Source organism: Chitinophagaceae bacterium, from assembly GCA_016713085.1.
Taxonomy (GTDB): Bacteria; Bacteroidota; Bacteroidia; order Chitinophagales; family Chitinophagaceae; genus Lacibacter.
Genome location: JADJPV010000001.1, coordinates 211,272 through 237,460, shown reverse-complemented (window position 1 = coordinate 237,460; position 26,189 = coordinate 211,272). Strand labels below are relative to the sequence as shown.

15 protein-coding genes, 1 tRNA gene and 3 pseudogenes are annotated in these 26,189 nt (G+C 39.6%); 18 read left to right on the top strand and 1 reads right to left on the bottom strand.

Going from position 1 to position 26,189, the window contains the following annotated elements; translation table 11 throughout:
- Nucleotides 1-108: 108 nt before the first annotated feature.
- The 7 genes and pseudogenes from IPK31_01100 (at nucleotide 109) to IPK31_01070 (ending at nucleotide 6,736) form a co-directional block, all read left to right on the top strand.
- Nucleotides 109-1,071, top strand: a complete 963-nt coding sequence (locus tag IPK31_01100) for a ribose-phosphate pyrophosphokinase (protein ID MBK8086680.1) — start codon at nucleotides 109-111, stop codon at nucleotides 1,069-1,071.
- 24 nt (nucleotides 1,072-1,095) lie between these two features.
- On the top strand, nucleotides 1,096-1,719 hold the full coding sequence (locus tag IPK31_01095; protein MBK8086679.1) for a 50S ribosomal protein L25: 624 nt from the start codon (nucleotides 1,096-1,098) through the stop codon (nucleotides 1,717-1,719).
- 88 nt (nucleotides 1,720-1,807) lie between these two features.
- The gene (locus IPK31_01090; GenBank protein ID MBK8086678.1) at nucleotides 1,808-2,383 is read left to right on the top strand and encodes an aminoacyl-tRNA hydrolase; all 576 of its coding nucleotides are present in this window, start codon (nucleotides 1,808-1,810) and stop codon (nucleotides 2,381-2,383) included.
- A 119-nt stretch (nucleotides 2,384-2,502) separates the two neighbouring features.
- Nucleotides 2,503-3,113: pseudogene (locus IPK31_01085) on the top strand (fumarylacetoacetate hydrolase family protein).
- A gap of 89 nt (nucleotides 3,114-3,202) precedes the next feature.
- Nucleotides 3,203-5,268 (top strand): annotated as a pseudogene (locus IPK31_01080) (tungsten formylmethanofuran dehydrogenase).
- 156 nt (nucleotides 5,269-5,424) lie between these two features.
- The gene (locus tag IPK31_01075; GenBank protein MBK8086677.1) at nucleotides 5,425-6,546 is read left to right on the top strand and encodes a fasciclin domain-containing protein; all 1,122 of its coding nucleotides are present in this window, start codon (nucleotides 5,425-5,427) and stop codon (nucleotides 6,544-6,546) included.
- A 116-nt stretch (nucleotides 6,547-6,662) separates the two neighbouring features.
- Nucleotides 6,663-6,736: transfer RNA gene (locus IPK31_01070), tRNA-Met, on the top strand.
- A gap of 527 nt (nucleotides 6,737-7,263) precedes the next feature.
- Here IPK31_01070 and IPK31_01065 read toward each other — a convergent pair.
- A complete protein-coding gene (locus tag IPK31_01065; GenBank protein ID MBK8086676.1) occupies nucleotides 7,264-7,971 on the bottom strand; it encodes a FadR family transcriptional regulator in 708 nt (235 codons plus the stop codon).
- A 169-nt stretch (nucleotides 7,972-8,140) separates the two neighbouring features.
- On the opposite strand from IPK31_01065, the gene IPK31_01060 reads away from it, so the two are divergent.
- The 11 genes and pseudogenes from IPK31_01060 to IPK31_01010 all read left to right on the top strand — a co-directional run bounded on the left by IPK31_01060 (nucleotide 8,141) and on the right by IPK31_01010 (nucleotide 26,062).
- Nucleotides 8,141-11,509 carry a SusC/RagA family TonB-linked outer membrane protein gene (locus IPK31_01060; GenBank protein MBK8086675.1) on the top strand — a complete coding sequence of 1,123 codons (3,369 nt, stop codon included), beginning with the start codon at nucleotides 8,141-8,143 and terminating at the stop codon, nucleotides 11,507-11,509.
- A gap of 21 nt (nucleotides 11,510-11,530) precedes the next feature.
- On the top strand, nucleotides 11,531-13,105 hold the full coding sequence (locus tag IPK31_01055; GenBank protein MBK8086674.1) for a RagB/SusD family nutrient uptake outer membrane protein: 1,575 nt from the start codon (nucleotides 11,531-11,533) through the stop codon (nucleotides 13,103-13,105).
- A gap of 169 nt (nucleotides 13,106-13,274) precedes the next feature.
- A complete protein-coding gene (locus IPK31_01050) occupies nucleotides 13,275-14,216 on the top strand; it encodes a dihydrodipicolinate synthase family protein (GenBank protein MBK8086673.1) in 942 nt (313 codons plus the stop codon).
- Nucleotides 14,217-14,222: 6 nt separating this feature from the next.
- On the top strand, nucleotides 14,223-15,389 hold the full coding sequence (locus IPK31_01045) for a galactose oxidase (protein ID MBK8086672.1): 1,167 nt from the start codon (nucleotides 14,223-14,225) through the stop codon (nucleotides 15,387-15,389).
- Nucleotides 15,386-16,630, top strand: coding sequence for an MFS transporter (locus IPK31_01040; protein MBK8086671.1), 1,245 nt, complete (start codon nucleotides 15,386-15,388; stop codon nucleotides 16,628-16,630). The genes IPK31_01045 and IPK31_01040 overlap by 4 nt, the downstream gene beginning before the upstream one ends.
- 44 nt (nucleotides 16,631-16,674) lie before the next feature.
- Nucleotides 16,675-17,856 (top strand): AGE family epimerase/isomerase, encoded by a 1,182-nt coding sequence (locus IPK31_01035; protein ID MBK8086670.1) that lies wholly within the window; start codon nucleotides 16,675-16,677, stop codon nucleotides 17,854-17,856.
- Between the two features lie 9 nt (nucleotides 17,857-17,865).
- Entirely contained in the window at nucleotides 17,866-19,029 is a 1,164-nt protein-coding gene (locus IPK31_01030; protein MBK8086669.1) for an exo-alpha-sialidase, read from the top strand.
- Between the two features lie 12 nt (nucleotides 19,030-19,041).
- Nucleotides 19,042-20,540, top strand: a pseudogene (locus IPK31_01025) (sialate O-acetylesterase).
- 56 nt (nucleotides 20,541-20,596) lie between these two features.
- Entirely contained in the window at nucleotides 20,597-21,496 is a 900-nt protein-coding gene (locus IPK31_01020) for a DMT family transporter (GenBank protein MBK8086668.1), read from the top strand.
- Between the two features lie 9 nt (nucleotides 21,497-21,505).
- Nucleotides 21,506-24,109, top strand: a complete 2,604-nt coding sequence (locus IPK31_01015; GenBank protein MBK8086667.1) for a family 20 glycosylhydrolase — start codon at nucleotides 21,506-21,508, stop codon at nucleotides 24,107-24,109.
- 135 nt (nucleotides 24,110-24,244) lie between these two features.
- A complete protein-coding gene (locus tag IPK31_01010; protein MBK8086666.1) occupies nucleotides 24,245-26,062 on the top strand; it encodes a beta-galactosidase in 1,818 nt (605 codons plus the stop codon).
- The last annotated feature ends 127 nt before the right edge of the window (nucleotides 26,063-26,189 follow it).

Below are 26,189 nucleotides of genomic sequence, written 5' to 3'. Positions count from 1 at the left end.
TTTTTTTCTCTTTTCAATTGTTGAAAAGCAGTGAATTGTTTGCTCAATAGCGGAAACACAGAACGCTTATCTTCGCCGCAAATTTTCACCTCTTTTTAAACAGTTATAATGGTCAATCCATCTGCCAAGATTTTTTCAGGTACGGCTTCCATTTACCTTGCTGAAAAAATTGCCAAAAAATTTGGCATCCCTTTAGGAAAATGTATTACACAGCGTTTCAGTGATGGCGAAATTCAGCCCATGTTCCAGGAAAGTATCAGGGGCGATATTGTTTTCCTGGTGCAGAGTACCTTTTCTCCGGCCGAAAATATCCTGGAACTGCTGCTGATGATTGATGCAGCAAAAAGAGCATCGGCTTATAAGGTTATCCCGGTCATTCCTTATTTTGGATATGCCCGTCAGGACAGAAAGGATAAGCCGAGGGTGGCAATTGGGTCGAAATTGATTGCCAATATGCTCGAAGCAGCTGGGGCGAGCAGGGTCATTACCATGGATTTACATGCTGCCCAGATTCAGGGGTACTTTGATATACCGGTTGATCACCTTGAATCTTCGTCCATTTTTATCCCTTACATAGAGAGTTTAAAGCTTGAAAACCTTACCTTTGCGGCCCCCGACGTAGGAAGTGCCAACAGGATCAGGGAAATTGCCAGTTATTTCGAGGTTGAAATGGTGATTTGTGATAAGCACCGTAAGCGGGCAAATGAAATTGCCAGTATGGTGGTAATAGGGGATGTAACAGGCAGGGATATTGTGTTGATTGATGATATATGCGACACCGGCGGAACCTTGGTAAAGTCGGCAGCTCTTTTAAAAGAAAAAGGTGCAAGAAGTGTAAGAGCACTGATAACTCACCCAGTGCTGAGTGGCAAAGCATACGAGAACATAGAAAACAGTGTGCTGGAAGAACTGGTTGTTTGTGATACGATTCCAATCAAACAGCAAAGCGGAAAAATTAAAGTACTGAGTGTGGCAGAGTTGTTTGGAGTAGCATTAAGAAATGCTTTTGAAAACAAGAGTATCACCAGTTTGTTTATCCATGCGCAAAGAAGGGATAGCAAAAACAAGTAAGTAAATTTTTAAATTTAAATAAGAATGAAAACAACAATTACAATTGAGGGTCACTTGAGGACCGAAAACGGGAAGAAAGCCGCCCGTCAACTTCGCTCTCAGGAAATGGTGCCTGGTGTAATTTACGGAGGCTCAGCAGAAGTTAACTTCTACGCTCCCGCCAAAGCATTTAAAACTTTGGTTTACACACCTGATTTCCAGATTGCAGAAGTGATCGTAGATGGAAAAAGCTACAGAACAATTTTAAAGGATTTGCAATTCGACAAAGTATCTGATGCCCTGGCACATGTGGATTTGCTGGAACTGGTAGATGATAAAAAAGTCATTGCTACTATTCCATTAAGATTTACAGGAACTGCTAAAGGTGTAAAAGATGGCGGTAAACTGATTACCAAAATCAAATCACTGAAAATTAAAGCCCTTCCTAAATACCTGAAGGAATCAATTGAAGTAGATCTTTCCCCACTTGAACTGAATGGGAACATTCGTGTGGAAGATGTAAAGGAAGAACATATGGAAGTGATGAACTCACCACGTATTCCTATTGCTTCGGTTGTATTAACCCGTCAGTTGAAACAGGAAGAATCAACTGCACCAAAAGCCGCAGCAGGAGCTCCAGCTCCAAAGGCAGAAGCAGCCAAGAAGTAATTATTTGCAACTACTTTATATATTATCCCCCTGTTTCGGCAGGGGGATTTTAGTTTTTACTAACTTTCATTTTTAAGGCGAATCAGATATGAAGTTTTTAATCGTTGGACTGGGAAATATGGGAAATGAATATGCTCACACAAGGCATAATATCGGCTTTGATGTAGTAGGAACCTTAGCCGAAAAGCATAAAGCTTCTTTCAGAATGGATCGTTTGGCAGCAGTATCGGAGTTTAAACTGAAAGGAAAGACGCTGATCTGCATTCTTCCATCAACTTTTATGAACCTCAGCGGCAAGGCAGTGAAATACTGGATGGTCAAAGAAAAAATAACTGTAGAGCATATACTGGTTGTTGTGGATGAACTGGCGATTCCTTTGTCAAAACTTCGGTTACGTTCCAGCGGTAGTGATGCCGGGCATAATGGATTAAAAAGCATCCAGGAAATCCTGCAAACCAGTGAATACCCCCGTTTACGTTTTGGAATTGGCAATACTTATCCGAAAGGCATGCAGGTGGAATACGTACTTGGCCGGTGGACTGCTGAGGAAACCCCCTTAGTAAAAAAGAAAATTGAAGCCTGTGTAGAAGTGATTGAAAGCTTCGTTTTATCGGGAATTGACCGGACTATGAACCATGCAAACAAAATTGAAATAACACTTTAAATTTCAACTTTCTCACATTAACTTCGCTATCCTGCCTCTTGATACGTTTCAGTATAAATCCACTGTCCTTTTAAAGACCAATAACAAACCTGATTTCTGAACCAAATCACATCAACCAAATGAAAATCTTTTGCGTAGGACGTAACTATGTTGACCATGCCAAGGAACTCGGCAACGACATACCTGATGAACCGGTTATTTTTCTAAAACCGAAAAGTGCATTTCTGCAACCGCACATGCCCTTTTATTATCCTGAATTTACGAATGAACTTCACTACGAAGTGGAACTGGTGTTACGTGTTTCCAAGAACGGGAAGTACATCCAGGAAAAACATGCCAGCAAATATTATAACGGCATAACAGTAGGAATTGATTTTACTGCGAGGGACATTCAGCAAAAGCTGAAAGAAAAGGATTGCCCTGGGAAATTTCAAAAGCATGGGATAACTCTGCTGCTGTCGGGAAGTTTACAGATATTAAACCGGGCATGAACCTGCATGACATTAATTTCTGTATGTATAAAAACAAGGAACTGGTACAGCAGGGAAATTCAAGCCAGATGATGTTCAGCTTTGATCAGATTGTAGCATATGTGTCACAATTCTTTTCACTGAATATCGGCGACCTGATTTTTACCGGTACACCTGCTGGTGTAGGTGAATGTGTAGTAGGCGATCAGTTAGAAGCATTTATTGAAGATTACAGCCTGCTGGAAGTAGAGGTGAAATAAGTTTATTTAGTAATACAATTGAGCCATTCTTAAATAAGAATGGCTTTTTTATTTCAGTTCCTATTATTTTGCATCCTAATTGCTTGCAAATGCTGAATCAGGAAATCTTACAAAGAGCTTACCGGCTCATGTGTTATGCTCAACACATGGCAGATATTTATGAAAGCAACCGTTCCATTTGCAAATATGTGCATTCCACTTCCCGTGGTCATGAAGCAATTCAGCTGGCTACTGCATTTCAGTTAAACACTGCTGACTGGGTGAGTCCTTATTACAGGGATGAAAGTTTATTGCTTGGTCTTGGCTTTCAACCTTACGAATTAATGCTGCAATTACTTGCAAAAGCAGATGATCCTTTTACCGGTGGAAGAGAATATTATTCGCATCCCAATTATAGAGGGGATAATTATCCAAACATTATTCATCAGAGCAGTGCTACAGGTATGCAGGTGATACCAACAACAGGTATTGCGCAGGGACTTCAGTATTTAAAACAAATCAAGTCGGAATTATTTCAACAAACAGCAGATGGAAAAAATCCTGTTGTTATCTGTTCACTGGGTGATGCAAGTATTACAGAAGGCGAAGTGAGCGAGGCTTTTCAATTTGCTGTGTTAAAGAAGTTGCCCGTTATTTATTTAATACAGGATAATGGCTGGGGTATCAGTGCAACTGCAGAAGAAACAAGAGTAATGGATGCTTATGAATATGCAGGAGGCTTTCCCGGCATGCAAAGAATCCGTTGTGATGGAAGTGATTTTACAGAATCATTTGAAACCATGCAGCATGTGGTGGATTATGTAAGAGAACACCAAACACCTTATCTCATCCAGGCTTATGTTCCATTATTAAATCATCATACCAGCGGTGTACGCAAAGATTTTTACAGAAGTGAAAGCGAGTTGAAGAAATCTTTGGCTGATGATCCGTTTCCAAAACTGTGCCGGCAGTGCATAGACGCAGGAATCAATGAAGTGGAACTGGATGAAATCAATGCTGCTGCAAAATATTTTATCACAGAAGAATTTAATAAAGCCACTGTTGCAGCAGAGCCTGATCCTTCAACAGTTGAGCAATATGTTTTTGTACCAACTCCTGTTACAGAAGAAACCGGTGAACGTTCACCTGCAGGAAAGGAAAAAATAGTTATGGTTGATGCTGCATTGTTTGCCATCCGTGAAATCATGGAAGATTACCCGGAAGCATTGTTATACGGGCAGGATGTTGGTAAACGGTTAGGAGGTGTTTTTCGTGAAGCTGCAACATTGGGTGATCAGTTTGGTGATCACCGTGTATTCAATACAGCCATACAGGAAGCATATATCATTGGTTCAACAGTTGGAATGAGTGCTGTGGGGGCAAAACCAATTGTTGAAATTCAGTTTGCAGATTATATTTATCCGGGACTGAACCAACTGGTAACAGAAATTTCCAAATCATCTTATTTAAGCTGTGGAAAATTTCCTGTGCAGACTTTAATCCGTGTTCCGGTTGGTGCTTATGGTGGCGGCGGTCCTTATCATAGTGGAAGTATTGAATCAATCTTACTGAGTATAAAAGGAATTAAAATTGTTTATCCTTCCAATGCTGCTGACATGAAGGGTTTGATTAAAGCAGCTTTTCTTGATCCCAATCCTGTTGTAATGCTTGAGCATAAAGGTTTATACTGGAGCAAAGTGCCGGGAACAGAAGATGCAAAAACAATTGAGCCATCAAGAGATTATCTATTGCCATTAGGTAAAGCAACCATTGCTTTAAAAGCTGATGAAGATGTTGTTGACGATGGGGAGAGTTGTTGTATTGTTACTTATGGCATGGGTGTATACTGGGCGAAAGCTGCAGCATCATCTTTTGATGGAGCCGTAGAAATTATAGACCTGCGCACATTATTTCCTTTAGACGAAGAATTTATTTTAATACCGTGAAAAAACATGGACGCTGCCTGGTATTAACTGAAGAGCAACAGAACAATTCCTTTGCTGAAGCATTAGCATACCGAATTACTTACAATTGCTTTCAATGGCTCGATGCTCCTGTTGAAGTATTGGGCGCACTTAATTTACCGGCTGTACCAATGAATATGGCGTTAGAAGCTGTCATGCTGCCGAATGCTGCAAAACTTAAAAGCAAAATAGGGTTATTGCTCAACTCATAAGAGGGAACTTACTGCTATTAGTACGATTACTTATTAAGTGGATTTAACAGCCAGTAATGTTTTTCCACCTGATTATCTTTTTCCTGATACTTTGGCCTGTTATTTTCTATAGTTTACAGTGAAATTCCACTTGCACTATTCACTAAAATGTATTCTATGAAAAAGTATTTCACAAAAGGAATGCTTACACTTTTTGTAAGCATCTTCTTAATCACTTCCTGTAAAAAAGAACAAAGCAAAGATTCTCAACTGCAGCAACCAACAGAAGAAACTATGTTAGCTGAGGCGCAGCAGCTTGTAACTGAAAAACTGGCAGCTGTCGCAAATTTTGAAAAAGAATACGGCAGTATAATGGAAGAATCTGTAGCCGCACGTACAAATAAAAATGTATTACAGGTGTTACAGCATCCATCCATTTTTAAAACATTTCTTGCCGCAGTTGCAAAAGCTGACCTTACATCAACCTTATCGGCTTCAACTTTAGATGCAACGGTTTTTGCACCAACTGATTTTGCTTTTTCAAAATTGCCTGCTCCATTTAATAATGCCGTAAATATTGCCGGGATAACTGATCCTGATTCGATCTATGCATTACGGAATATGATTCTCTATCATTTACTGGGTGCAGAGAAATTGCGTCAGCAGTTTGTGTTAGGCAGAAGTTCTGCGATTACGCTCAAACCTGAAGAAGGCCAGAATGATAACCTGGTTTATACATCAAACAGTTTTGGTTTGCTGTTGCTGAATGGCAAATCACTGGTGCTTTGTTCAAATCTGAAAGCTTCTAATGCAGTTATTCATGTAGTAGACGATGTGCTGCTTCCGCCTGCTGAAACCATAGCGCAGGTATTAATGACTTACCCGGAATACTCATCACTGAATGCAGCACTTATACAAACAGGGCTTTTTGGAGCATTCACTGGACCCGGAAATTTTACACTTTTTGCGCCCACTAATACAGCTTTTTCAAAATTGCCCGCACCTTTTAACAATGCAGCCGGTATTGAAGCTATTACTGATTCGGCGCAACTTGCAGCACTGGCAAACATCCTTCAGTATCATATCAGTGAAAGCCGCTATTTTGCCTGGGATCTGGGTCATTACAAAGCAATTGCAACCATGGCCCCTGCGCCGAAGAACAACATTACCGGTATTATGGGTTTAAACAAAGGATGGGTAAAGGGAAACCGGAATTTATTTTTCGCAAAAATATCCCCCGCCAATATTTTTACCTGCAACGGTGTAATGCATGTAATTGACCAGGTATTGAAACAGTAAGAACTCATTTTTTACAAATAATAATCTCAAAAACATCCCTCCATGCAGAGGGATGTTTTTTTGTGTATAAAGAGCTCATGAAACGGTTTGAATCCTTATCTTTGCCCCCCTAAAAAGCCGGGGTAGCTCAGCTGGTTAGAGCATCGGATTCATAACCCGAAGGTCGGCAGTTCAAGTCTGCTCTCCGGTACAGGAAGAGACTTTTTCGATATTTTCGATGAAGTCTCTTTTTTATTTTCACCATAATCATTTGATAGCGTAGTAATAAAGGCAAAATATTTATTCATTTCTCTGGTTAGATAAGTGTGATTTTCTGCATTATAATAAACGCTACCGGGAAACAATATTCTGCACAAATTCTTTTTGTTTTCAGTATCGCTGGAAGTCCATATTCTATTGATATTTGAAGCCTTTTTCAGCGAGTTTTCAATCATATTTTCGAGGGTAGATATGATCGGCTTCCCGCTATCTAATTCCCGAGTGATTTTTTGTATTTTATGGTTCAGATGGTCTGAAGTCAAATGATGTATATCCTCAAAACAAGTGGATTTTTCTTTAGAGAGTATTTCTGTTGCTTAAGTTAATAAATAGTTCTTAGTTTTTTAAGATCAGGATTAATTAGTAATCACTTTATTTTACAAAGTAATTGACTATTGATTAACGTAAGCATAGCAATCACTCAATGTGTTTGCTTGGTGGGGTTTGTATATTTCTTGATTACTCAAATAATCTGGCGAAGTGGTTCTCCAGGTGATGGCGCATACCGTTCCTGAATTCTTCCGGCGTTCCCTTTTCCAGAATGTCTACTAACTCTTTATGTGAAGTGAATGTTCTAAGCGGCGGTTGTTTTTTTAAAAGCACGCTGTGATGTACATAATCAAAAACAGGCAGCAGCATTTTCTGAAATTTCTTAAGCGTTTCATTTCCTGTTATTTCATACAGCTTGCCATGGAAGGCAATTTCATGTTCAACATGAAAGAGGTGGAACTGTGTTACAGGTGGTTCACTCTCTACAATTTTCCTTAACTCTTTGATGTCTTCTTTTGTAATGCGGTGGAATAAAAAATCTGCCATCCCGATTTCAAGAACCAATCTTATTTCAAATACTTCTTTTAAAGTTTCAGGGTCAAGAATATGCGGGTTCATGCTTTTACTCATATTCCCAAAAAGATCCGGGCTGGTAATTACTGAACCTCTTTTCTTTTTCGATTCAATCAAGCCCATCATCCTCAAACGCAACAAAGCTTCCCTGATTACAGTTCGGCTTACACCCAATGCTTCAGCCAGCTCCAATTCTTTTGGAATGCTGTCTCCCACCTTCAATTTTTGCTGCTGCAAAAGGCCCACAAGATTGGCTTCAACCTTATCAACAAGGCTGCTAGTTTCAATTGTTTTTAAGTGACCATTCAGGAGTTGTGTTTGCATATTATGTACTACTTAATACGCAAATTTATAAAAATATTTCTAAAAAGCATAAATTAATCATTGGTTATGAGCAAGTTAAAAAATATTTACTTTTTTTTGGAGGGAAAGGAAAAAACTATTTAACTTTATTATGTCATACATAATACATAAAATTAAAAAAAAACGCTGTATGCGATCTGCTTATTTAAAATTGGGGCTGTTGATTACTTGCTTCATGATTTCTGCAACATTAATTGCGCAATCAAAAAAAATTACCGGTAGTGTGGTATCCCAGGAGGATAATTCACCACTATCAGGTGTTTCTATTATCGTGAAAGGGAAAAATGTTGGTACACAAACCAATAGTTCCGGGCTATTCACTATTGATGCTGCAACAGGAGATGTACTTGTAATAACTGCTGTTGGATTTACATCAAAAGAAGTCACGGTTTCAGAAGCCGCTGTGCTTACTATCAGCTTACTTCCTTCTGCATCAAATATGGGAGAAGTAGTGGTGGTAGGATATGGCACAGTAAGGCGTTCAAAACTTACTTCATCTGTTTCAAAACTCGACAGGAAATTTCTTGAAACAGGTGTTCGTTCAAACCCGGCACAGGCATTGGCGGAAACTATTCCTGGCTTAAGAGTTGCCACAGGTACAGGCCGGCCGGGATCATTGCCAACAATTATTCTCAGGGGAGGAACCAATTTTGATGGAGGAGGAAGCCCGCTGGTAATTATGGATGGTCAGATTCGTGGTTCTCTCAGTGATATAAATCCGGAAGAGATTGAAAGTATTGAAGTATTGAAAGACGCTTCTGCCACAGCCATATATGGTGCAAGAGCAAGTAATGGTGTTATTTTAGTAACATCAAAAAGAGGCAAAGCTGGTTCTTCTTCTATTACTCTAAAAGTCAAAAGAGGATATAACTATCTTAACGTGCCTTATAATTTTGTAGACGGAGGTGATTATATAAAGTGGGCACGCTTGGGAGCTGAGCAGGCAATGAAGAATGGCACATTGGCTGCTACCAATGTTGCCGGCGTTGGCCCAAGAGGTACAGGCAATATTTATAAAGATGCATCGGGAAATATTCTTGATGGTAATTATGATTCAAGGGCTATCTGGAGTGTGATGCGTTTAGATGCCATTAACCAGGAATTATTGAGTCAGCCAGGCTGGAAACAAATGAAAGATGTAATTAAAACAAATGCTGCCGGCAACTATGACCCTAACGGAACTTATGCTGACTTGATTTACAAAGATTTTAATTATGGCGATTATGGGTTAAACCACACTGCAGTAACACAGGACTATAATATTGGAATGACCGGTGGTAACGACAAAGGAAAGTATTTTGCCAATTTAGGTTACTATGACGAAGGTGGACTGTCTCTCGCTACTTTTTACCGCAGGATTAATTTTTCATTCAATAGTGATTATAAAATTAATCAATGGATTAAATCAGAAAGCAGTATCCAGGTAGCCGTAGCTAACTGGAGGGATGAATCGCTGCAAAATGGTGAAACAAATTATTGGGGCCGTATGCTTTCTGCACCACCAACCATGCGAGGTACTAATTCAAAAGGGGAATTAATTCTGGGCCGTGATGCCAGCGATGGTAACCCCATTATTAACATTGACAAATACAAGAGAAAAAATCAATCGGACAAATTCACACTTAACCAGGCTTTCAGAGCAGATATCAATAAGGATTTATATTTTAAAGTGGGTGGTATTATTATGTACGATGAAGGTTTCAATGAAGCGTTTAACCAGGATTTCCGTACCGGAATTATGAGTTTAACCAATCCTAATACCGGTTGGAACAGAGACAGAAGTACATCCGCATCTTTTGACCGTACAATAAGGCAAACTTACAATGCCATTATAAATTATGATAAAACATTCATTGAGAAACATAGTGTAGCGGCAATGGCTGGTTTTGAATTTTACGATTCTTACAACAAGGGAGTTGCAGCAAGTGGCAGACTGGCGCCAACTGCAGATTTCCAGGATTTAGCATTAACACAGAATAACATTGATCAGCAGACAAGGGGTACAGATTCGTATCACTCAAGGGAAAGGATTATGTCTGGTTTTGGTCGTTTAAATTATGATTATGATGGAAAGTACCTTGCCACATTCACTGTTAGAAGAGATGGTTATTCAAGACTTATAGGCGACAATCAATACGGAACTTTTCCGGCTTTTTCAGTTGGATGGATGGCTCACAGAGAAAAGTTCCTGGAGTCAACCAAAAACTGGCTTTCGTTTTTAAAATTAAGAGGCAGTTGGGGTGAAAATGGTAATGTAGGAGGTATAGGAACTTATGAATTACAAGGGGCCTATGGTTCACAAACTGCATACAATGGAACCATTGGGTTTTTGCAAACCGGTGTTGCAAACCCTAAGTTGAAATGGGAAAAAACCAACACTGTAGAAGTTGGAGCTGATATGGGATTTTTGAGTAACAGGATAAATGCGTCTGTTGCATATTATAACAGAATTACAAACGATAAAATTGCCAGTGTATTATTACCTACTTCTTCAGGCGTTTCAAGCATCCGTACCAATAACGGAAGTATGAGAAACAGGGGTCTTGAACTGGAAGTTTCTTACAAAGTAATTCAGAATAAACAATTGACCTGGCAGTTTGGCTTTAATGCTGCACGCAATAAGAATACGATTCTTAAACTGCCCTTTAATGGCATTGCAAACAACAGGCAGGGAGGTCAGCAAATTTATGATCCTAAAACAGGCAAGGTTATATGGGTAGGCGGCTTCCAGGAAGGCCAGGAGTGGGGTGAAGTATTTGGCTTTGTGAGTGAAGGAATCATCAGAGACGCAAATGATCTTGCCAACTACAATAAAATAGATTTAGCAGCCGGTCAGGTTTGGTATAATGGTTCGGCTGGAAGGAGAGTTGCCAGTCAGCAATTGATGACTCAAAGAGGGTTAACATTTGCAGCAGGGTGGATGTCAACTCAGTTAGGTGATATGAGGTGGAAAGACGTTGATAAAAATGATACAATTGATACAAGAGATATGGTTTCGCTTGGCCGTCAAATTCCACGTTGGACAGGTGGCTTCAATACCTCTTTAACTTTCAAAGGTTTCACTCTTTTTACACGGGTAGATTTTGGTTTGGGACATGTTCAGCAGGACTTTATGCAGCTATGGGCATTAGCTAATGCGCAGGGTGAGTTTGCTCCAACAGATGCTGTAAAAGATACATGGACGCCGGATAATCCAAATGCAAAATTCCCAAGGTATGTATGGGCCGATCAGTTGAATGCAAAGAATTTCGACAGGCCAAGCAGCATGTTCTGGGTAAAATCAAATTACCTGGCGTTCAGAGAGGTTTCACTGAGTTATTCTTTGCCGTCTTCATTGCTGAAAAAAGCGAAAATAGCAGGATTAACTCTTACAGCAACAGGACAAAACCTGGGATATATAACGAATAAGCAGTTGAATTTGCCGGAACGTACCGGATCTCAAAACAGTGCTTATACAATACCCACCCAGTTGGTTTTTGGAGCTACTCTTACCTTTTAATTATTAAAATAAAAAGCTTTTATCATGAATAAGTTTAAATATATATTATGGGTGCTGATGATTGCCATTGCATCATCATCCTGCAAAAAAACACTTGAACTGGCCCCGGAAGATTATTTTGGCGATGGTAATTTCTGGAAGAATGAATCACAGGTAAATAATTTTATGGTAGGTATCCATAAACAATTCCGGGATAACCAGTTTATGTTTCTGCGTTTAGGTGAAATGCGTTCGGGCAATTACAGCAATGTAGACCGCCAGAATACTTCCTTAAATGAATTGCCGATTATTGAACAGCGAATTGATGAAACCTCAGCAGGTGTGGGCAGTTGGGCAGGATTTTATGGTCCAATTTTACAGATCAATTTGTTCATTTCAAAAGTGGAGGCAATTACATTCCTTTCTGAAACAAGAAAACAGTATCTGTTAGGACAGGCTTATGGACTTCGTGCATTCTATTATTTTCAATTACTTCGTACTTATGGTGGTGTTCCGCTGAGGCTGGAGCCTGAAGTGCTGAATGGAAATACAGATCCGGTATCACTTCGTAAAGCAAGATCAACCGAAGCAGAAGTATTAGCCGCTATTAAGAGCGACGTGAATAAGTCTGTTACTTCATTTGGTACAGCAGCAAGTCCAACAGATAAAAGTCTCTGGAGTCCCAAAGCAACGTTCATGCTGAAAGGAGAAGTATACTTATGGTCTGCAAAAGTATATGGAACAACTGCTGATTTGGCTGAGGCGAAAACTGCTTTAAACACTGTAACAGGAAATGCACTGCAGACAAGTTTTGCCAATGCGTTTGCTTATGGTCAAAAAAATAACAATGAAATTATTTTTGCTATTCGTTATTTAGTCGGTGAAGCAGAAATGGGGAACGTTGCAACATATACTTATTCAACTTTCAATTTTGATAATCTTCATTATAAAGATTCATTGGCAAGCGGTTCGCTGCTTGTTGATCCATTGAATATAGGAGCTACAAATTCCCAGCAAATTATTCAACGCTATGGCTACACATTTGCATTGTTTCAATCGTATGCTGTAACAGATAAAAGAAGAGACGCTACATTTTATGATTATTACAAAGTAACAAAAAGAATGCCTGCAAAACCCGATACCGTAACAATTAGAAACACAGCATTAGTTAAATTTCTTGGAACATTCAGTGCCAATAAAAGATACTTTACTGATGACTGGCCAGTTTACAGGGAAGCTGACAGAATATTAATGCTGGCCGAAATAGTAAATGCTGAAGGAGGTGATCCATCAAGCTACATCAAACAGATCAGAGACCGTGCATTTGCACCTGCTGCTGATCCAACTCCTTTTGTTAATTCATCGAAGGATGCAAATGAGCTGGCAATATTTACCGAGCGGAATAAAGAGTTTGTTTACGAAGGGAAAGCCTGGCATGATTTAAGAAGAATGAAGTATGGTACTGAGCCACTCGTATTTAAAAGCGCCAGTCATCCTTATGGTGTTTTAGATAAAACTACACAGGGGTATAAGATTTTATGGCCGATTGAACCGGCAATATGGACGAATGACCCGCTTGTGAATCAAACCCCCGGATATCCAACTACAAAACCCTGATTATAAATTGTTCAAAACTGTGCACATTATTTTAAAGACATACCATAAAGTTGTTAGGGTATATTAAAACAGGAATAACTTTTTCTCATTAGCAATCGAAATCAACCGGGGGCATTCCTGCCCCTGGATTTAAAAAATTATTATTATTATCCAACGATCAATTTATTTTATGAATATTCAACCGTTAGAAGGATTAATTGCTGCTCCTTTTACACCAATGCATCGAGATGGATCTCTCAATCTTTCTGTAATACCGGCATACTATGAAATGCTGAAGGCAAATAAAGTAAAAGGTGCTTTTATCTGCGGCTCAACCGGTGAAGGAGTTTCCATGTCAACAGCTGAAAAGAAAGCTGTAGCAGAAGCATGGGCAGCCTGTACGAAAGATGATGCAGATTTTATTGTAATGCCTTTAACCGGCGGCACCAGTATAACAGATTGTAAAGAATTGGCTTTGCATGCAAAGCAGGTAGGGCTTGATGCTGTTTCATTTACTGCTCCCTTTTATTTTAAACCTGCAAATGTGGAAATGCTTGGAAAAGTTTGTGCGGAAGTTGCAGCTATTGTTCCCGATCTGCCTTTTTATTATTATCATATTCCTGTTTTAACCGGAGTTGATTTTCCCATGTTTGATTTGCTGAAAGAAATAGATGGTAAGATTCCCAATTTTGCCGGTATCAAATACACGCATGAAGATTTTATGGATTTTCTTTCCTGTATCAACTTTGCCAACGGTAAATATGATATGCTCTGGGGAAGAGATGAAAACATGCTGCCTGCTTTAGCACTCGGAACAAAAGCATCAGTCGGAAGTACATTCAATTATGCTGCACCTTTGTATTACGAACTGATCGATGCATTTAACAAAGGCGATCTGCAAAAAGCAAATAGCCTGCAGCAGCTGTCAATTGATATGATTCGTTTACTCGGTAAGTACGGGGGCATTGCAACCGGGAAAGCATATATGAAACTGATTGGCATAGATTGCGGTGAGTTTCGGTTACCGGTAAAGAATATGTCATCTGCTGAATTTGAGTTATTTAAAAAAGATACGGAACAAATCAATTTCAACAGCTTTTCTTCACGTTTACAAACTGCTGTGAATGTATAATTAGTAATGAACCGCTTTTTAATTCTGTTATCAGTTTCAATCATGTTTTTTACTGCAGCAATACCTGCTCAAAAAAAACAGGGACAATCTATGCAATGGAAAATTGCAGCTGAACTTCCTGTTGCCAAAAACCAAAGCAAATCTTTAGGTTTTGCCGGGCCTGTTGCAGGTATTTATCAAAATAAAATGATAGTTGCCGGCGGGGCAAATTTCCCCGATGCTATGCCATGGCTTGGTGGCAAGAAAAAATATTATGATGATGTATTTGTTTATGTAAAAATTAGGAGCAGAATTGTTTTGCAGAAAAAGCAGTTTAAACTTCCTGCCACTGTTGCTTATGCAGCCAGCTGTTCAACATCAAAAGGGATTGTTTATGCAGGCGGAGAAAATGAACAGGGGATCAGTAATAAAGTATTTCTTCTGCAATTGGCTCAAAACGCTTCAACGCTTGTTGTTCAGAACTTACCCGATCTTCCCGTTGCTGTCACCAATGCATCAATGACGGTTCATGGAAACAGCATTTATATTGCAGGTGGTGAAAAAGCTGAAGGCGTATCAGATATGTTTTTCAGTTTAGACATGGATCATATTGCTGAAGGATGGAAACAATTGCCTTTGATTCCAAAGCCTGTATCGCATGCTGTACTTGTTTTTCAAAAGTCAAAAGATCATGAAAGTATTTTCCTGATCGGTGGCCGCAGGAAAAATACAAATGGCATCAGTAATCTTTACAGTTCCGCCTTTGAATTCAATCTTACAAAAAACCAATGGGCAGAAAAAAAATCTTTACCCTATACTTTATCTGCAGGAACAGGAATGGCAACAGGTACACATTCCATTCTGCTGTTTGGTGGAGATAAAGGAGAAACATTTCATAAAGTAGAGATGCTGATTGCAGCGATCAATGCAGAAAAAGATGAATTGAAAAAGCAGCAACTGGTACAACAAAAAAATAAATTACAAATGTCGCATCCGGGTTTCTGCAAAGAAGTGTTATGCTATAATATAATCACCGATGAGTGGACAGTCGTTGATTCAATTCCGTTTGATACTCCCGTAACAACAGTTGCATTTAAGTGGGGAAATGAGGTGTTGATACCAAGCGGGGAAATAAAAGCAGGTGTTCGTTCGCCATATATACTGTCAGCTAAACTTAATTCTGATATCAAATGAGTTACTCCAAAAAATATCCCTGGATATTAGTTGCATTACTTTGGGTAGTGGCTCTGTTGAATTATATGGACAGGCAAATGCTGTCAACCATGAAGCCGTCCATGATGATCGATCTTGCCGAATTGCAGTCGGCCACAAATTTCGGAAGACTGATGGCTATCTTTCTGTGGATCTATGGTTTTATGAGTCCGGTTTCAGGAATGATCGCTGACAGACTCAACCGTAAATGGCTTATTGTTGGAAGTTTGTTTGTATGGTCGGCTGTTACTTTTTCAATGGGCTATGCCACAACTTTCAATCAGCTCTATTGGTTAAGAGCTATCATGGGAATCAGTGAAGCGCTGTATATTCCTGCAGGCTTATCATTGATTGCAGATTTTCATTCTTCCAAAACAAGATCACTGGCAGTTGGTATTCACATGACTGGTTTATACATGGGGCAGGCTCTTGGTGGGTTTGGTGCAACCATTGCAGATAAATTTTCATGGCAGCAGGCATTTCATTCCTTTGGAATAATCGGTATTGTTTATTCGGTTGTATTGATTTTGTTTTTACGGGAGAAGAAAGTCTCCGATGCGATTAACACAGTTGCTTTGGTTTCTTCAAAAGAAAAGATACCGTTGTTTAAAGGACTTGGATTGCTGTTCAGTAATATTTCTTTCTGGATTATTCTTTTCTATTTTGCTGTACCGAGTTTACCCGGCTGGGGTATAAAGAACTGGCTGCCTACTTTATTTGCAGAGAACCTGCATATAGATATGAGCAGGGCAGGACCCATCTCAACGATCACGATTGCCGCATCTTCTTTTCTGGGTGTCATCTTTGGAGGAATTCTTTCTGACAGATGGGTTCAGAAAAATTTGCGTGGAAGAATTTATACAAGCGCCATTGGGTTGGGTTTAACAATGCCGGCATTAATGCTGATTGGTTTTGGACATTCCATGTTTCATGTTATTGGCGCTGCATTTTGTTTTGGTTTCGGGTATGGAATTTTTGATGCGAACAATATGCCGATCCTTTGCCAGTTTGTTTCATCAAAGCACAGAGCAACAGCTTATGGACTGATGAATATGACGGGTGTGTTTGCAGGTGCGTTCATTACTGACCTGCTGGGCAAGGCTACCGATGCGGGAAACCTGGGAAAAGATTTTGCGTTGATGGCAGGAATTGTTTTCATCGCATTGGTTATTCAATTGTATTTTCTCCGGCCAAAAGCAAATGATTTTGCAGATGTAAAATGAATAATATACCGCACAGAAATCAGTACAACTAAATCAGTAATCAGATGGGTTATATAAAACATGAATTGGAATCATTAAAAGAATTTTACAGCAACCAGTTGCTGAATGATACTGTTCCATTTTGGTTTCCCTGTTCTTATGATAAAGAATATGGAGGCTTTTTATTGATGCGTGATGCAGATGGTTCACTAATTGATGATGATAAAGCGGTATGGATACAGGGACGGGCAACATGGCTCTTATCAACCCTCTACAATACAGTGGAGAAAAAACAGGAATGGCTTGATGGCGCAAAGCTTGGCTATGAGTTTTTAAACAAACATTGCTTTGACAGCGATGGACAAATGTTTTTTCATGTTACAAGAGATGGGAAACCAATTCGCAAGCGGAGATATTATTTCTCCGAAACATTTTATGTAATTGCAGCGGCAGCCTACGCTAAGGCCAGTGGTGATAAGGAAGCTGCAAATAAAGCAAGGGAAGTTTTTGGAAACTGTATTGCCTATTCAACAGGTGAAAAAAAATTAGAACCAAAGTATTCAGGCATCAGACCCTCAAAGGGAATTGGAGTACCCATGATTATGACCAACACTGCACAGCAGTTGCGGGAGATCATTGGTGATGAACGTTGTGATGTATGGATCAGTAAATGGATCAATGAAATTGAAACTTATTTTGTGAAAGATGATATTCAGTGTGTGATGGAACAGGTAGCACCTGATGGAAGTATTATTGATCATATTGATGGACGCACACTTAATCCCGGTCATGCAATTGAAGGTGCATGGTTTATCCTGCACGAAGCAAAACATCGAAACAATGATCCGCATTTAATTTCATTGGGTTGTAAGATGCTCGATTATATGTGGGAACGTGGATGGGATAAAGAATATGGAGGTATTTTGTATTTCCGTGATGTGTACAACAAACCTGTACAGGAATACTGGCAGGATATGAAATTCTGGTGGCCACATAATGAAGTGATCATAGCGACACTGCTTGCTTACTTAATGACAGGCAACGAAAAATATGCAGCATGGCATAAACTGGTACATGCTTATTCGTATAAACATTTTCATGATAAAGAATACGGCGAATGGTTTGGTTACCTGCACCGTGATGGAACGATAGCACAGACAGCTAAAGGAAATTTATTCAAAGGGCCTTTTCATTTGCCCAGGCAGGAATGGTATTGTTTGCAAATACTAAGTGATTACCTGAAATAAAATTCAACCATGAAAAAAGTACAATTAACTGTAGCGGCCTTAATAGTAGTAATGGTTGCTGTTGCACAACAGAAATTGATTCCTGTTTTTACATCGGGCACAGAAGGTCATAAAAGTTACCGCATCCCGGCAATTATTGGATTACCAAATGGCGACCTGCTTGCTTTTTGTGAAGGCCGTGTAAACGGCTCCGGTGATTTTGGCGACATTAATATTGTATTAAAACGGAGTACTGATAAAGGTGAAACATGGACTGCTTTGCAAACTGTTGTGGATGCAGACTCATTGCAGGCTGGTAATCCTGCGCCCGTTGTTGACAGAACCGATCCTGCTTATCCAAAGGGAAGGATTTTTTTGTTTTATAACACCGGTAATAATCATGAAGGTGAAGTAAGAAAAGGAAAAGGATTGCGTGAAGTATGGTATAAGACATCTGTTGATGGCGGTATTACATGGAGCGCTACAGTAAATATTACAACACAGGTTCACAAGCCAAATCAACCGAAGGTAAATGCAGCTTATCATTTCAACGAAGACTGGCGCAGTTATGCCAATACACCCGGTCATGCAATGCAGTTTCAACAAGGAACTTATAAAGGAAGAATTTTCATTGCGGCTAATCATTCGGCGGGTAATCCAAAAGAGAGGGCAATGGATTATGAAGCACATGGATTTTATACAGATGATCATGGACAAACATTTAATCTTGGTGCAACAGTTGATGTACCGGGCAGTAATGAATCAATGGCAACTGAATTAAGTCATAACCGGTTAATGATGAACAGCCGTAATCAGAAAGGTGATGTGCGTGCAAGAATCGTTTCCATCAGCAGTAATGGTGGTCAAACATGGGATACAACTTATTTTGATCAGACATTGATTGATCCCGTAAACCAGGGAAGTATTTTAACCATTGGTAAAAAGAAAGGAAAGGCAATTGTTGCATTTTGTAATGCAGCTGATGAAAAGAGAAGGGATAACCTCACTTTACGTATCAGTTTTGATGATGGAAAAACATGGAACAAAAATTATACTGTCGATAAAAGTGAAGGAGGGTCAAAGGGCGATCATGCTGCATATTCTGATCTTGTGCTGATAAACAATAAAAAGATCGGGATTTTGTATGAACGAAATAATTATGCGCAGATTGTATTTACAGTTATGAAATGGTAATTACGTTCGTCTATGAAACAGTTTATTTTATTGATATTTTTTCTTCCTCTTTTTGCCACCGCCCAATTGCAGGTGGCAAAAATCCGTGCAAACAATAGGATCTTGCAAAGGGAGCAGCCGGTGCGTATTTGGGGTAAAGCTAATCCGGGAAATAAAGTAATTGTTTCTTTCTCTCATGAAAAAGAACCGCAGTTGCAGGTAAGAATTCAGCATGGACTGTTGTATTCAATAAGAAAAACGCAAATGCAGAGCCACAAAATATTCTTATCACAAGTGGTAAGGAGAAGATTGAACTGAAGAATATTCTGATTGGAGATTTGTGGTTATGCATTGGGCAAAGTAATATGGAATTCCCCATGCAGAAGGAAGCACACTTCAGGGATGAAGTCAATCAGACAAATCAACCTCTGTTGCATTTCTATAATCCATCTTTTGCAGGAAAGAATATATATGCCGTTGCTTATACTGATTCAATCATCACTCGTCTCAATAAAAATGATTTTTACCGTGGCGAGTGGGAAGTTTGCGACAGCAACAGAGTCAAAACAATGAGCGCTGTTGCTTATTATTTTGCAAAGGAAATCATACGTTCTGAAAATATACCTGTTGGGCTGATCAATCTTTCTATTGGCGGTGCACCCCTCGAAACATTTATCAGCAGGGCAGCATTACAAAGGAATCAGCGGTTTAAAGAGAAACTAAACGGCAATTGGTTGATGAATGATGCATTGCCAGTATGGATTCGTGAAAGAGGAATGCAAAATGTTGGTGGCAATAAATTATTGAATGAAGATTCTTCAGGTCCTGCGCATGCCTATAAACCCGGCTATGCATTTGAAAATGGGATAGAATCAATTCTGTCTTTGCCCATCAAAGGAACGATCTGTTATCAAGGTGAAAGTAATGCACAGGAACCTGAGCGTGTAAAAGAGTACGGTGATCTTCAACAATTACTCATCAAAGATTACCGGAAATTATGGAAGCAACCTGCAATGCCTTTTTACTGGGTGCAGTTATCTTCCATCGATTCCCTGCATTATCAATCACAACTCTGGGCCTGGTTCAGGGATGAGCAACGGAAACTGTTGAACAAAACAAAGCATACGGGCATGGCAGTCTGCAGTGATCTTGGCTTTAAAAATGATGTGCATCCAACCAATAAAAAAGAGGTTGGTGAACGTTTGGCAAGATGGACCTTGTATAAAGATTATAAACGGAAAGTCATTCCATCGGGCCCCTTACCTCTAAGAGCAAAGTATGTAAACGGGCAGGTAATTATTTCGTTTCAGTATGCGGCAGAAGGGTTGCAGACTGCCGATAAAAAGCCAGTGAGAGGATTTTCGCTGGATGGGAAAACAGAAACCGGTGCTGCTGTTCAGAACAAAGCAATCATTATAGAAGTAAAAGAAAAGCCTCTGTTCGTTTACTATGCATGGAAACCTTTTACAGATGCCAACCTGGTGAATAGCGAACAATTGCCTGCATCCACGTTTAAAATAAACGTCGACTAAGGATTGGATTCCTATTTTTATGAGATAAAGATTAATTGGCTGAGGACTGAAGAATAATGAACTGGAAATATATTCTATATGGAATCATGTTTGCGTTGTTGTGGTCGTCGGCTTCAACTGCTACCAAAATTGCGTTACAATCATCGCAGCCTTTTGTCATTGCTGTTGCCCGTTTCTTTATCGGGGGTTCATTGATGATTCTTTTTGCACATGTTGTTTTGCGTAAACGGTTGCCTCAAAAAAAGGAGTGGGGGTTTATTGCAATTTACGGGTTGCTGAACATCAGTATTTATCTCGGACTGTATGTTATTGCTATGCAAAGAGTGTCGGCAGGATTAGGCAGCCTTGCAGTTGCAATCAATCCCGTATTTATCAGTATCATCTCTGCCGTATTGTTCGATCACAGAATGGGAGTAAAGCATTGGATGAGTCTATTGCTTTGCAGTACAGGCGTATTTACAGCGGCATGGCCCTTATTGCAAAACAGTTTTGCAACAGTTGATGGTATTTTTATTATGCTGGCAAGTATGCTGGCTTATTCAGCAGGCGCCATTTATTTTTCCAAATCGAAATGGAATGATCTCCATATTCTTACCATCAACGGATGGCAAACATTGATTGGTGGAATTATTCTGATCCCGGTTTTACTCCTTACTTACCATCATCAACTGAATCAATTCGATGTCCATTTTTTCAGCGGAGTTATCTGGCTCGCAATTCCTGTTTCAATCGGGGCAGTTCAGCTTTGGCTGTGGTTACTGAAACATCATCCTGTAACTGCATCATACTGGCTGTTTCTCTGCCCGGTGTTTGGTTTTATGATTGCTGCTGTAAGTCTAAAAGAACCGCTGACCGTTTATACATTAATCGGAGTAATGCTGGTAACAGTTGGTTTATATCTTGCACAGAAGAAGTCATCAGCTAAAAATAAGAGCCTGTCTGTTAATAATCAGTAAAGAACTGTTATGATAAAGTTGAGATTTATTTTTGTTGTGTTATCTGCTATTGTTAGTCTGTATGCTCCAGCTCAAAAAGATACTATGACTTTGAAAGACAGGAATGCAATGATTCAGCTTCCTGTTTTTCCTGATTCCGTTTTTACAACTTACTATCATCAGCGGGTAACGCATTTCAGGACTTTGCCCCAAACAAAAGATGATATTATTTTTCTGGGCAACAGTATTACGGATGGAGCTGAATGGAGCGAGTTATTCAATGATCTGCATATAAAAAACAGGGGCGTCAGCGGCGATATTACTGCAGGTGTCATTCACAGGCTCGATGAAATCGTAAAACGCAGACCCAAAAAAATATTCCTGCTCATCGGTATCAATGACCTGGCAAAGGGTATTGCAGTTGACAGCGTACTGAAAAACATTTTACTCGTCAGTGATTATGTTCATCAGCAATCTGTTTCATCACAGTTGTATGTCCAGAGCATTCTTCCGGTAAATAATGCATTTGGGAAATTTGTAACCCATACAAAAAATGGTGAACTCATCAAGCAGTTGAATGCAACATTGCAGGCGAATGCAGCTGCGCATCATTACCTGTTTATTGATCTAAACAATGCATTCAGCAATAAAGATGGAAAATTAAAAGAAACATTTACCAATGATGGGCTTCATTTAAAAGGCGAAGCTTACCTGTTGTGGAAGCATCTTGTCTACCCGTTTGTTTATGATCTTCTGCCAAAGCCATCCATTCTTCCACTACCGCAACAATTGAAATGGGGAGAAGGTTATTTCCCGTTGTTTAACTGTAAAAGCATTCTTGTAAAAAATGTTGCTTTCAAAGGAGAAGCATATAAACTGCAAAACCTGTTAGCAGCAAAAGGATTGAGTGCTGACATTGTTTCAATTCAAATAGCTGCTGACCCTGTTATTGAATTGCGATTCGATCCTTTGCAAAAAGGGGAGGAAATGTATAAGCTTGAAGTAACCGCAAACAGGATTACTGTGAGTGGATCAACAGCTCATGGAATTTTTAACGGAATACAAACGCTGGATCAGTTAATGAGGGATGGATCTTTTGTTGATGCCTGTGAAATCAAAGACTGGCCTGCTTTTTCATGGAGAGGATATATGGTTGATGCTGCCAGGAATTATCAATCCATTCAATTGCTGAAACAGCAGATTGAAATCATGAGTAAATACAAACTCAACATCTTTCATTTTCATATTACAGAAGATATTGCCTGGCGTTTAGCTGTTAAACAATATCCACAGTTAACGGCTCCAGAATCTATGTTGCGCAACAAGGGCCTGAATTATTCTGAAGCAGATATGAATGAGCTGATCAGGTTTTGCAAAGAAAGATACATCACACTTATTCCGGAAATTGATATGCCGGGTCATAGTGCAGCATTTACACGTGCTATGAAAACAGATATGCAGAGTGATTCAGGGATGGTGATTGTAAAGAATATCCTCAAAGAATTCTGTGCAACTTATGATCTGCCTTATATTCATATGGGTGGTGATGAGGTAAAAATTAGCAACAAAAATTTTTTACCGGAAATGATAATGCTGTTGCATCAGTTGGGGAAACAAACAATCGGCTGGAGTCCGGGTGGAAACATCGATGATCAAACCATCCGGCAGTTGTGGATGAGTGATCTGGGTGATAAAGATTCAACCATACAATCCTTTATTGATTCACGGCATCTTTATATCAATCATATGGATCCGTTGGAAAGTGTTGTAACAATCTTCAACCGGATGATTGGTGATCAGGAAAAGGAAACAACAAAGATGAAAGGCGCTATTCTTTGTTTGTGGCCCGACAGAAGAGTGGAACATGAAGACGATGTATTAAAGATGAATCCTGTTTACCCGGCAATGCTGGCTTTTGCAGAACGTACATGGAAAGGTGGTGGCACGAAAGGATGGGTTGCCGGTATTGGTGAACCTGGATCGCAATCGGCAAAACAATTTACACAATTTGAAAACCGGCTGCTTGATCAGGAGCAATATAATTTTAAGCAGTTTTCTTTTCCTTATGCGAAGCAATCTGATCTAATTTGGAATCTTTATGGTCCTTATAAAAATAATGGAGAACTCAGCAAGCAGTTCGAACCGGAGAAGAAAAATTTTGACGAATCGAAGCCATCTTTCAAAACTGTTGGCGGCACAATTATATTAAGGCATTGGTGGGCACCACTCATCAAAGGGGCAATCGTTAACCCAGAAGAAAACACGACTTGGTATGCAGTAACAAAAATCTGGAGTAATGAAGATGCAGTTAAGGAATGCTGGATCGGTTTTAATAATCTTTCCCGTTCACCTGCAACAGATTCTCCGCCTGTTAATGAATGGGATACTAAGCAAAGTAAGGTTTGGGTAAATGGGATATTGATTTCTTCTCCTGAATGGAAACGTGGCGGACAAAAAGGAAATGCAGAAATTCCATTAATTGATGAAGGGTATGAATACAGGGCAGGAACAAAAATTCAACTGAAGAAAGGGTGGAATACCGTTTTAATCAAAGCCCCTGTTGGATCTTTCAAAGGAAAGGATTGGCAAAACCCGGTGAAGTGGATGTTCAGTTTTGTTAATAAAATTAATTAAGTGAATTTGAATTACTTTGATCTGAAAGAGAGAACATAAAAGTCCTCACAGTAAAGAACAGGTATTTCAGTTCAAAGGAAATCAGGGATGTTAAGATCAAATCACTGTATGAAATTTTAAAAAAGAAATAGAAACATGAAAGCGGTAAAATATTCAGTTCTTATGATTTGTTTGTTGCTGGCATTGCAAGTGTCTGCACAAACAACGCATCAGTTCAAACTCGGGAAAGATGATTTTTTACTGGATGGTAAACCCATCCAGATGATCAGCGGAGAAATGCACCCGGCACGTATTCCACGGGAGTACTGGCGCCAGCGAATACAAATGGCGAAGGCAATGGGATGCAATACAATTGCAGCATATATTTTCTGGAACTATCATGAAACAAGGGAAGGTGTTTTTGATTTCAAAACTGCTAACAGGGATGTTGCTTCTTTTATACGCATTTGTAAAGAAGAAGGTATGTGGGTCATCCTCCGCCCCGGACCCTATGTATGTGCAGAATGGGATTTCGGCGGATTACCTCCTTACCTGCTGAAGATCCCGGATATTAAAATCCGTTGTATGGATGCAAGATATATGGCAGCTGCAACACGATATATCAACAGACTGGCAAAGGAAGTTGTTTCGCTGCAATGCACAAACGGCGGACCAATACTGATGGTACAGGTAGAGAATGAATACGGCAGCTATGCCAATGATAAAGAGTATATGGAAACCTTACGGAAATTATGGCAGAAGAACGGAATCACCGTTCCTTTTTATACTGCTGACGGTGCAACTCCATTTATGCTTGAAGCAGGAAACATTGATGGTGCAGCAATAGGTTTAGACAGCGGAAGCGGCGACAGTGATTTTGAACAGGCGAAAAAGAGAAATGCAAATGTACCTTCCTTCAGTGCAGAAACTTATCCCGGATGGTTAACTCATTGGGGAGAAAAATGGGCAAGACCTGATACCAATGGGTTAAAAAAGGAAGTGGAGTACTTATTAAACAACAAAAAACCGTTCAACTTTTATGCGATTCATGGCGGTACCAATTTTGGTTACACGGCAGGTGCGAATGCATTTTCGCCAACACAGTATCAGCCTGATCTTACAAGCTATGATTATGATGCGCCCATCAATGAGCAGGGACAGCCAACAGCAAAATATTTTATGCTGCGTCGTTTGATTCAGCAATACGTGACTTATAAAATTCCTGAACTTCCTGCAGCTGTAAAGATGATTGAAATACCGTCTGTTGAAATGAAACGGATTTCTTCGCTTTGGGATTATCAGCTTCCATCGATCAAAACTCCACAGCCGCAACCAATGGAATCATTTGGGCAGAACCAGGGATTCATCCTTTATAAAACAACGCTTATTGGGCATAAGAGCGGTACACTGAAAATATGGGAGCCGCATGATTATGCATTAGTATTTTTAAACGGAGTGTTTATTGATACGGTTTACCGTGATGGAGGAAAATGGGAAGTTGATTTGCCAAAAACAACTGTGAAAGATCCGGTTCTTGAAATTCTTGTGGAAGGAATGGGCCATATCAACTTTGCTCAGTTCATGATTGATCGTAAGGGAATTACTGATCGTGTTACACTAAATGGTATGACGTTAATGAACTGGCAAACAATCCTGTTTCCAATGGATGAACATTTTCTGGCAACTCATCAGCCTGCGCTAACAGGTAAACAACCTGCTGCAAAACTTTGTAATTTTTTCAAAGGTAATTTCAATTTACAGGAAACCGGCGATACTTATTTTAATCTCAGCAACTATTCAAAAGCCGTTGTATTTGTTAATGGTCATAACCTTGGAAGGTTTTGGAATATCGGGCCGCAGCAAAAACTGTATTGCCCTGCATCCTGGCTAAAAAAAGGGGCGAATGAAATTATTGTGTTTGATCTGCATCAACAGGAAGCGGCAACTATTTCTGCCAACGAAACAATGGATTAATTTTTTATAATAAAATATATGTGACTATGCCAATCTCAATCAAAGATGATTTTGAAATCTGCTTCGGTTTTATGGGGGACTGGTGTCTCATTCGAAGGAGAAGTGAAATCAACTCAGCAGTTTTACC

Coding starts and splice junctions, on each gene's coding strand:
- IPK31_01075 (MBK8086677.1), top strand. CDS start 5,425: ATGAAAAAGTATTTCACAAAAGGAATGCTTACACTTTTTGTAAGCATC.
- IPK31_01060 (MBK8086675.1), top strand. CDS start 8,141: ATGCGATCTGCTTATTTAAAATTGGGGCTGTTGATTACTTGCTTCATG.
- IPK31_01040 (MBK8086671.1), top strand. CDS start 15,386: ATGAGTTACTCCAAAAAATATCCCTGGATATTAGTTGCATTACTTTGG.
- IPK31_01035 (MBK8086670.1), top strand. CDS start 16,675: ATGGGTTATATAAAACATGAATTGGAATCATTAAAAGAATTTTACAGC.
- IPK31_01030 (MBK8086669.1), top strand. CDS start 17,866: ATGAAAAAAGTACAATTAACTGTAGCGGCCTTAATAGTAGTAATGGTT.
- IPK31_01010 (MBK8086666.1), top strand. CDS start 24,245: ATGAAAGCGGTAAAATATTCAGTTCTTATGATTTGTTTGTTGCTGGCA.
- IPK31_01050 (MBK8086673.1), top strand. CDS start 13,275: ATGAATATTCAACCGTTAGAAGGATTAATTGCTGCTCCTTTTACACCA.
- IPK31_01090 (MBK8086678.1), top strand. CDS start 1,808: ATGAAGTTTTTAATCGTTGGACTGGGAAATATGGGAAATGAATATGCT.
- IPK31_01045 (MBK8086672.1), top strand. CDS start 14,223: ATGAACCGCTTTTTAATTCTGTTATCAGTTTCAATCATGTTTTTTACT.
- IPK31_01095 (MBK8086679.1), top strand. CDS start 1,096: ATGAAAACAACAATTACAATTGAGGGTCACTTGAGGACCGAAAACGGG.
- IPK31_01015 (MBK8086667.1), top strand. CDS start 21,506: ATGATAAAGTTGAGATTTATTTTTGTTGTGTTATCTGCTATTGTTAGT.
- IPK31_01065 (MBK8086676.1), bottom strand. CDS start 7,971: ATGCAAACACAACTCCTGAATGGTCACTTAAAAACAATTGAAACTAGC.
- IPK31_01100 (MBK8086680.1), top strand. CDS start 109: ATGGTCAATCCATCTGCCAAGATTTTTTCAGGTACGGCTTCCATTTAC.
- IPK31_01020 (MBK8086668.1), top strand. CDS start 20,597: ATGAACTGGAAATATATTCTATATGGAATCATGTTTGCGTTGTTGTGG.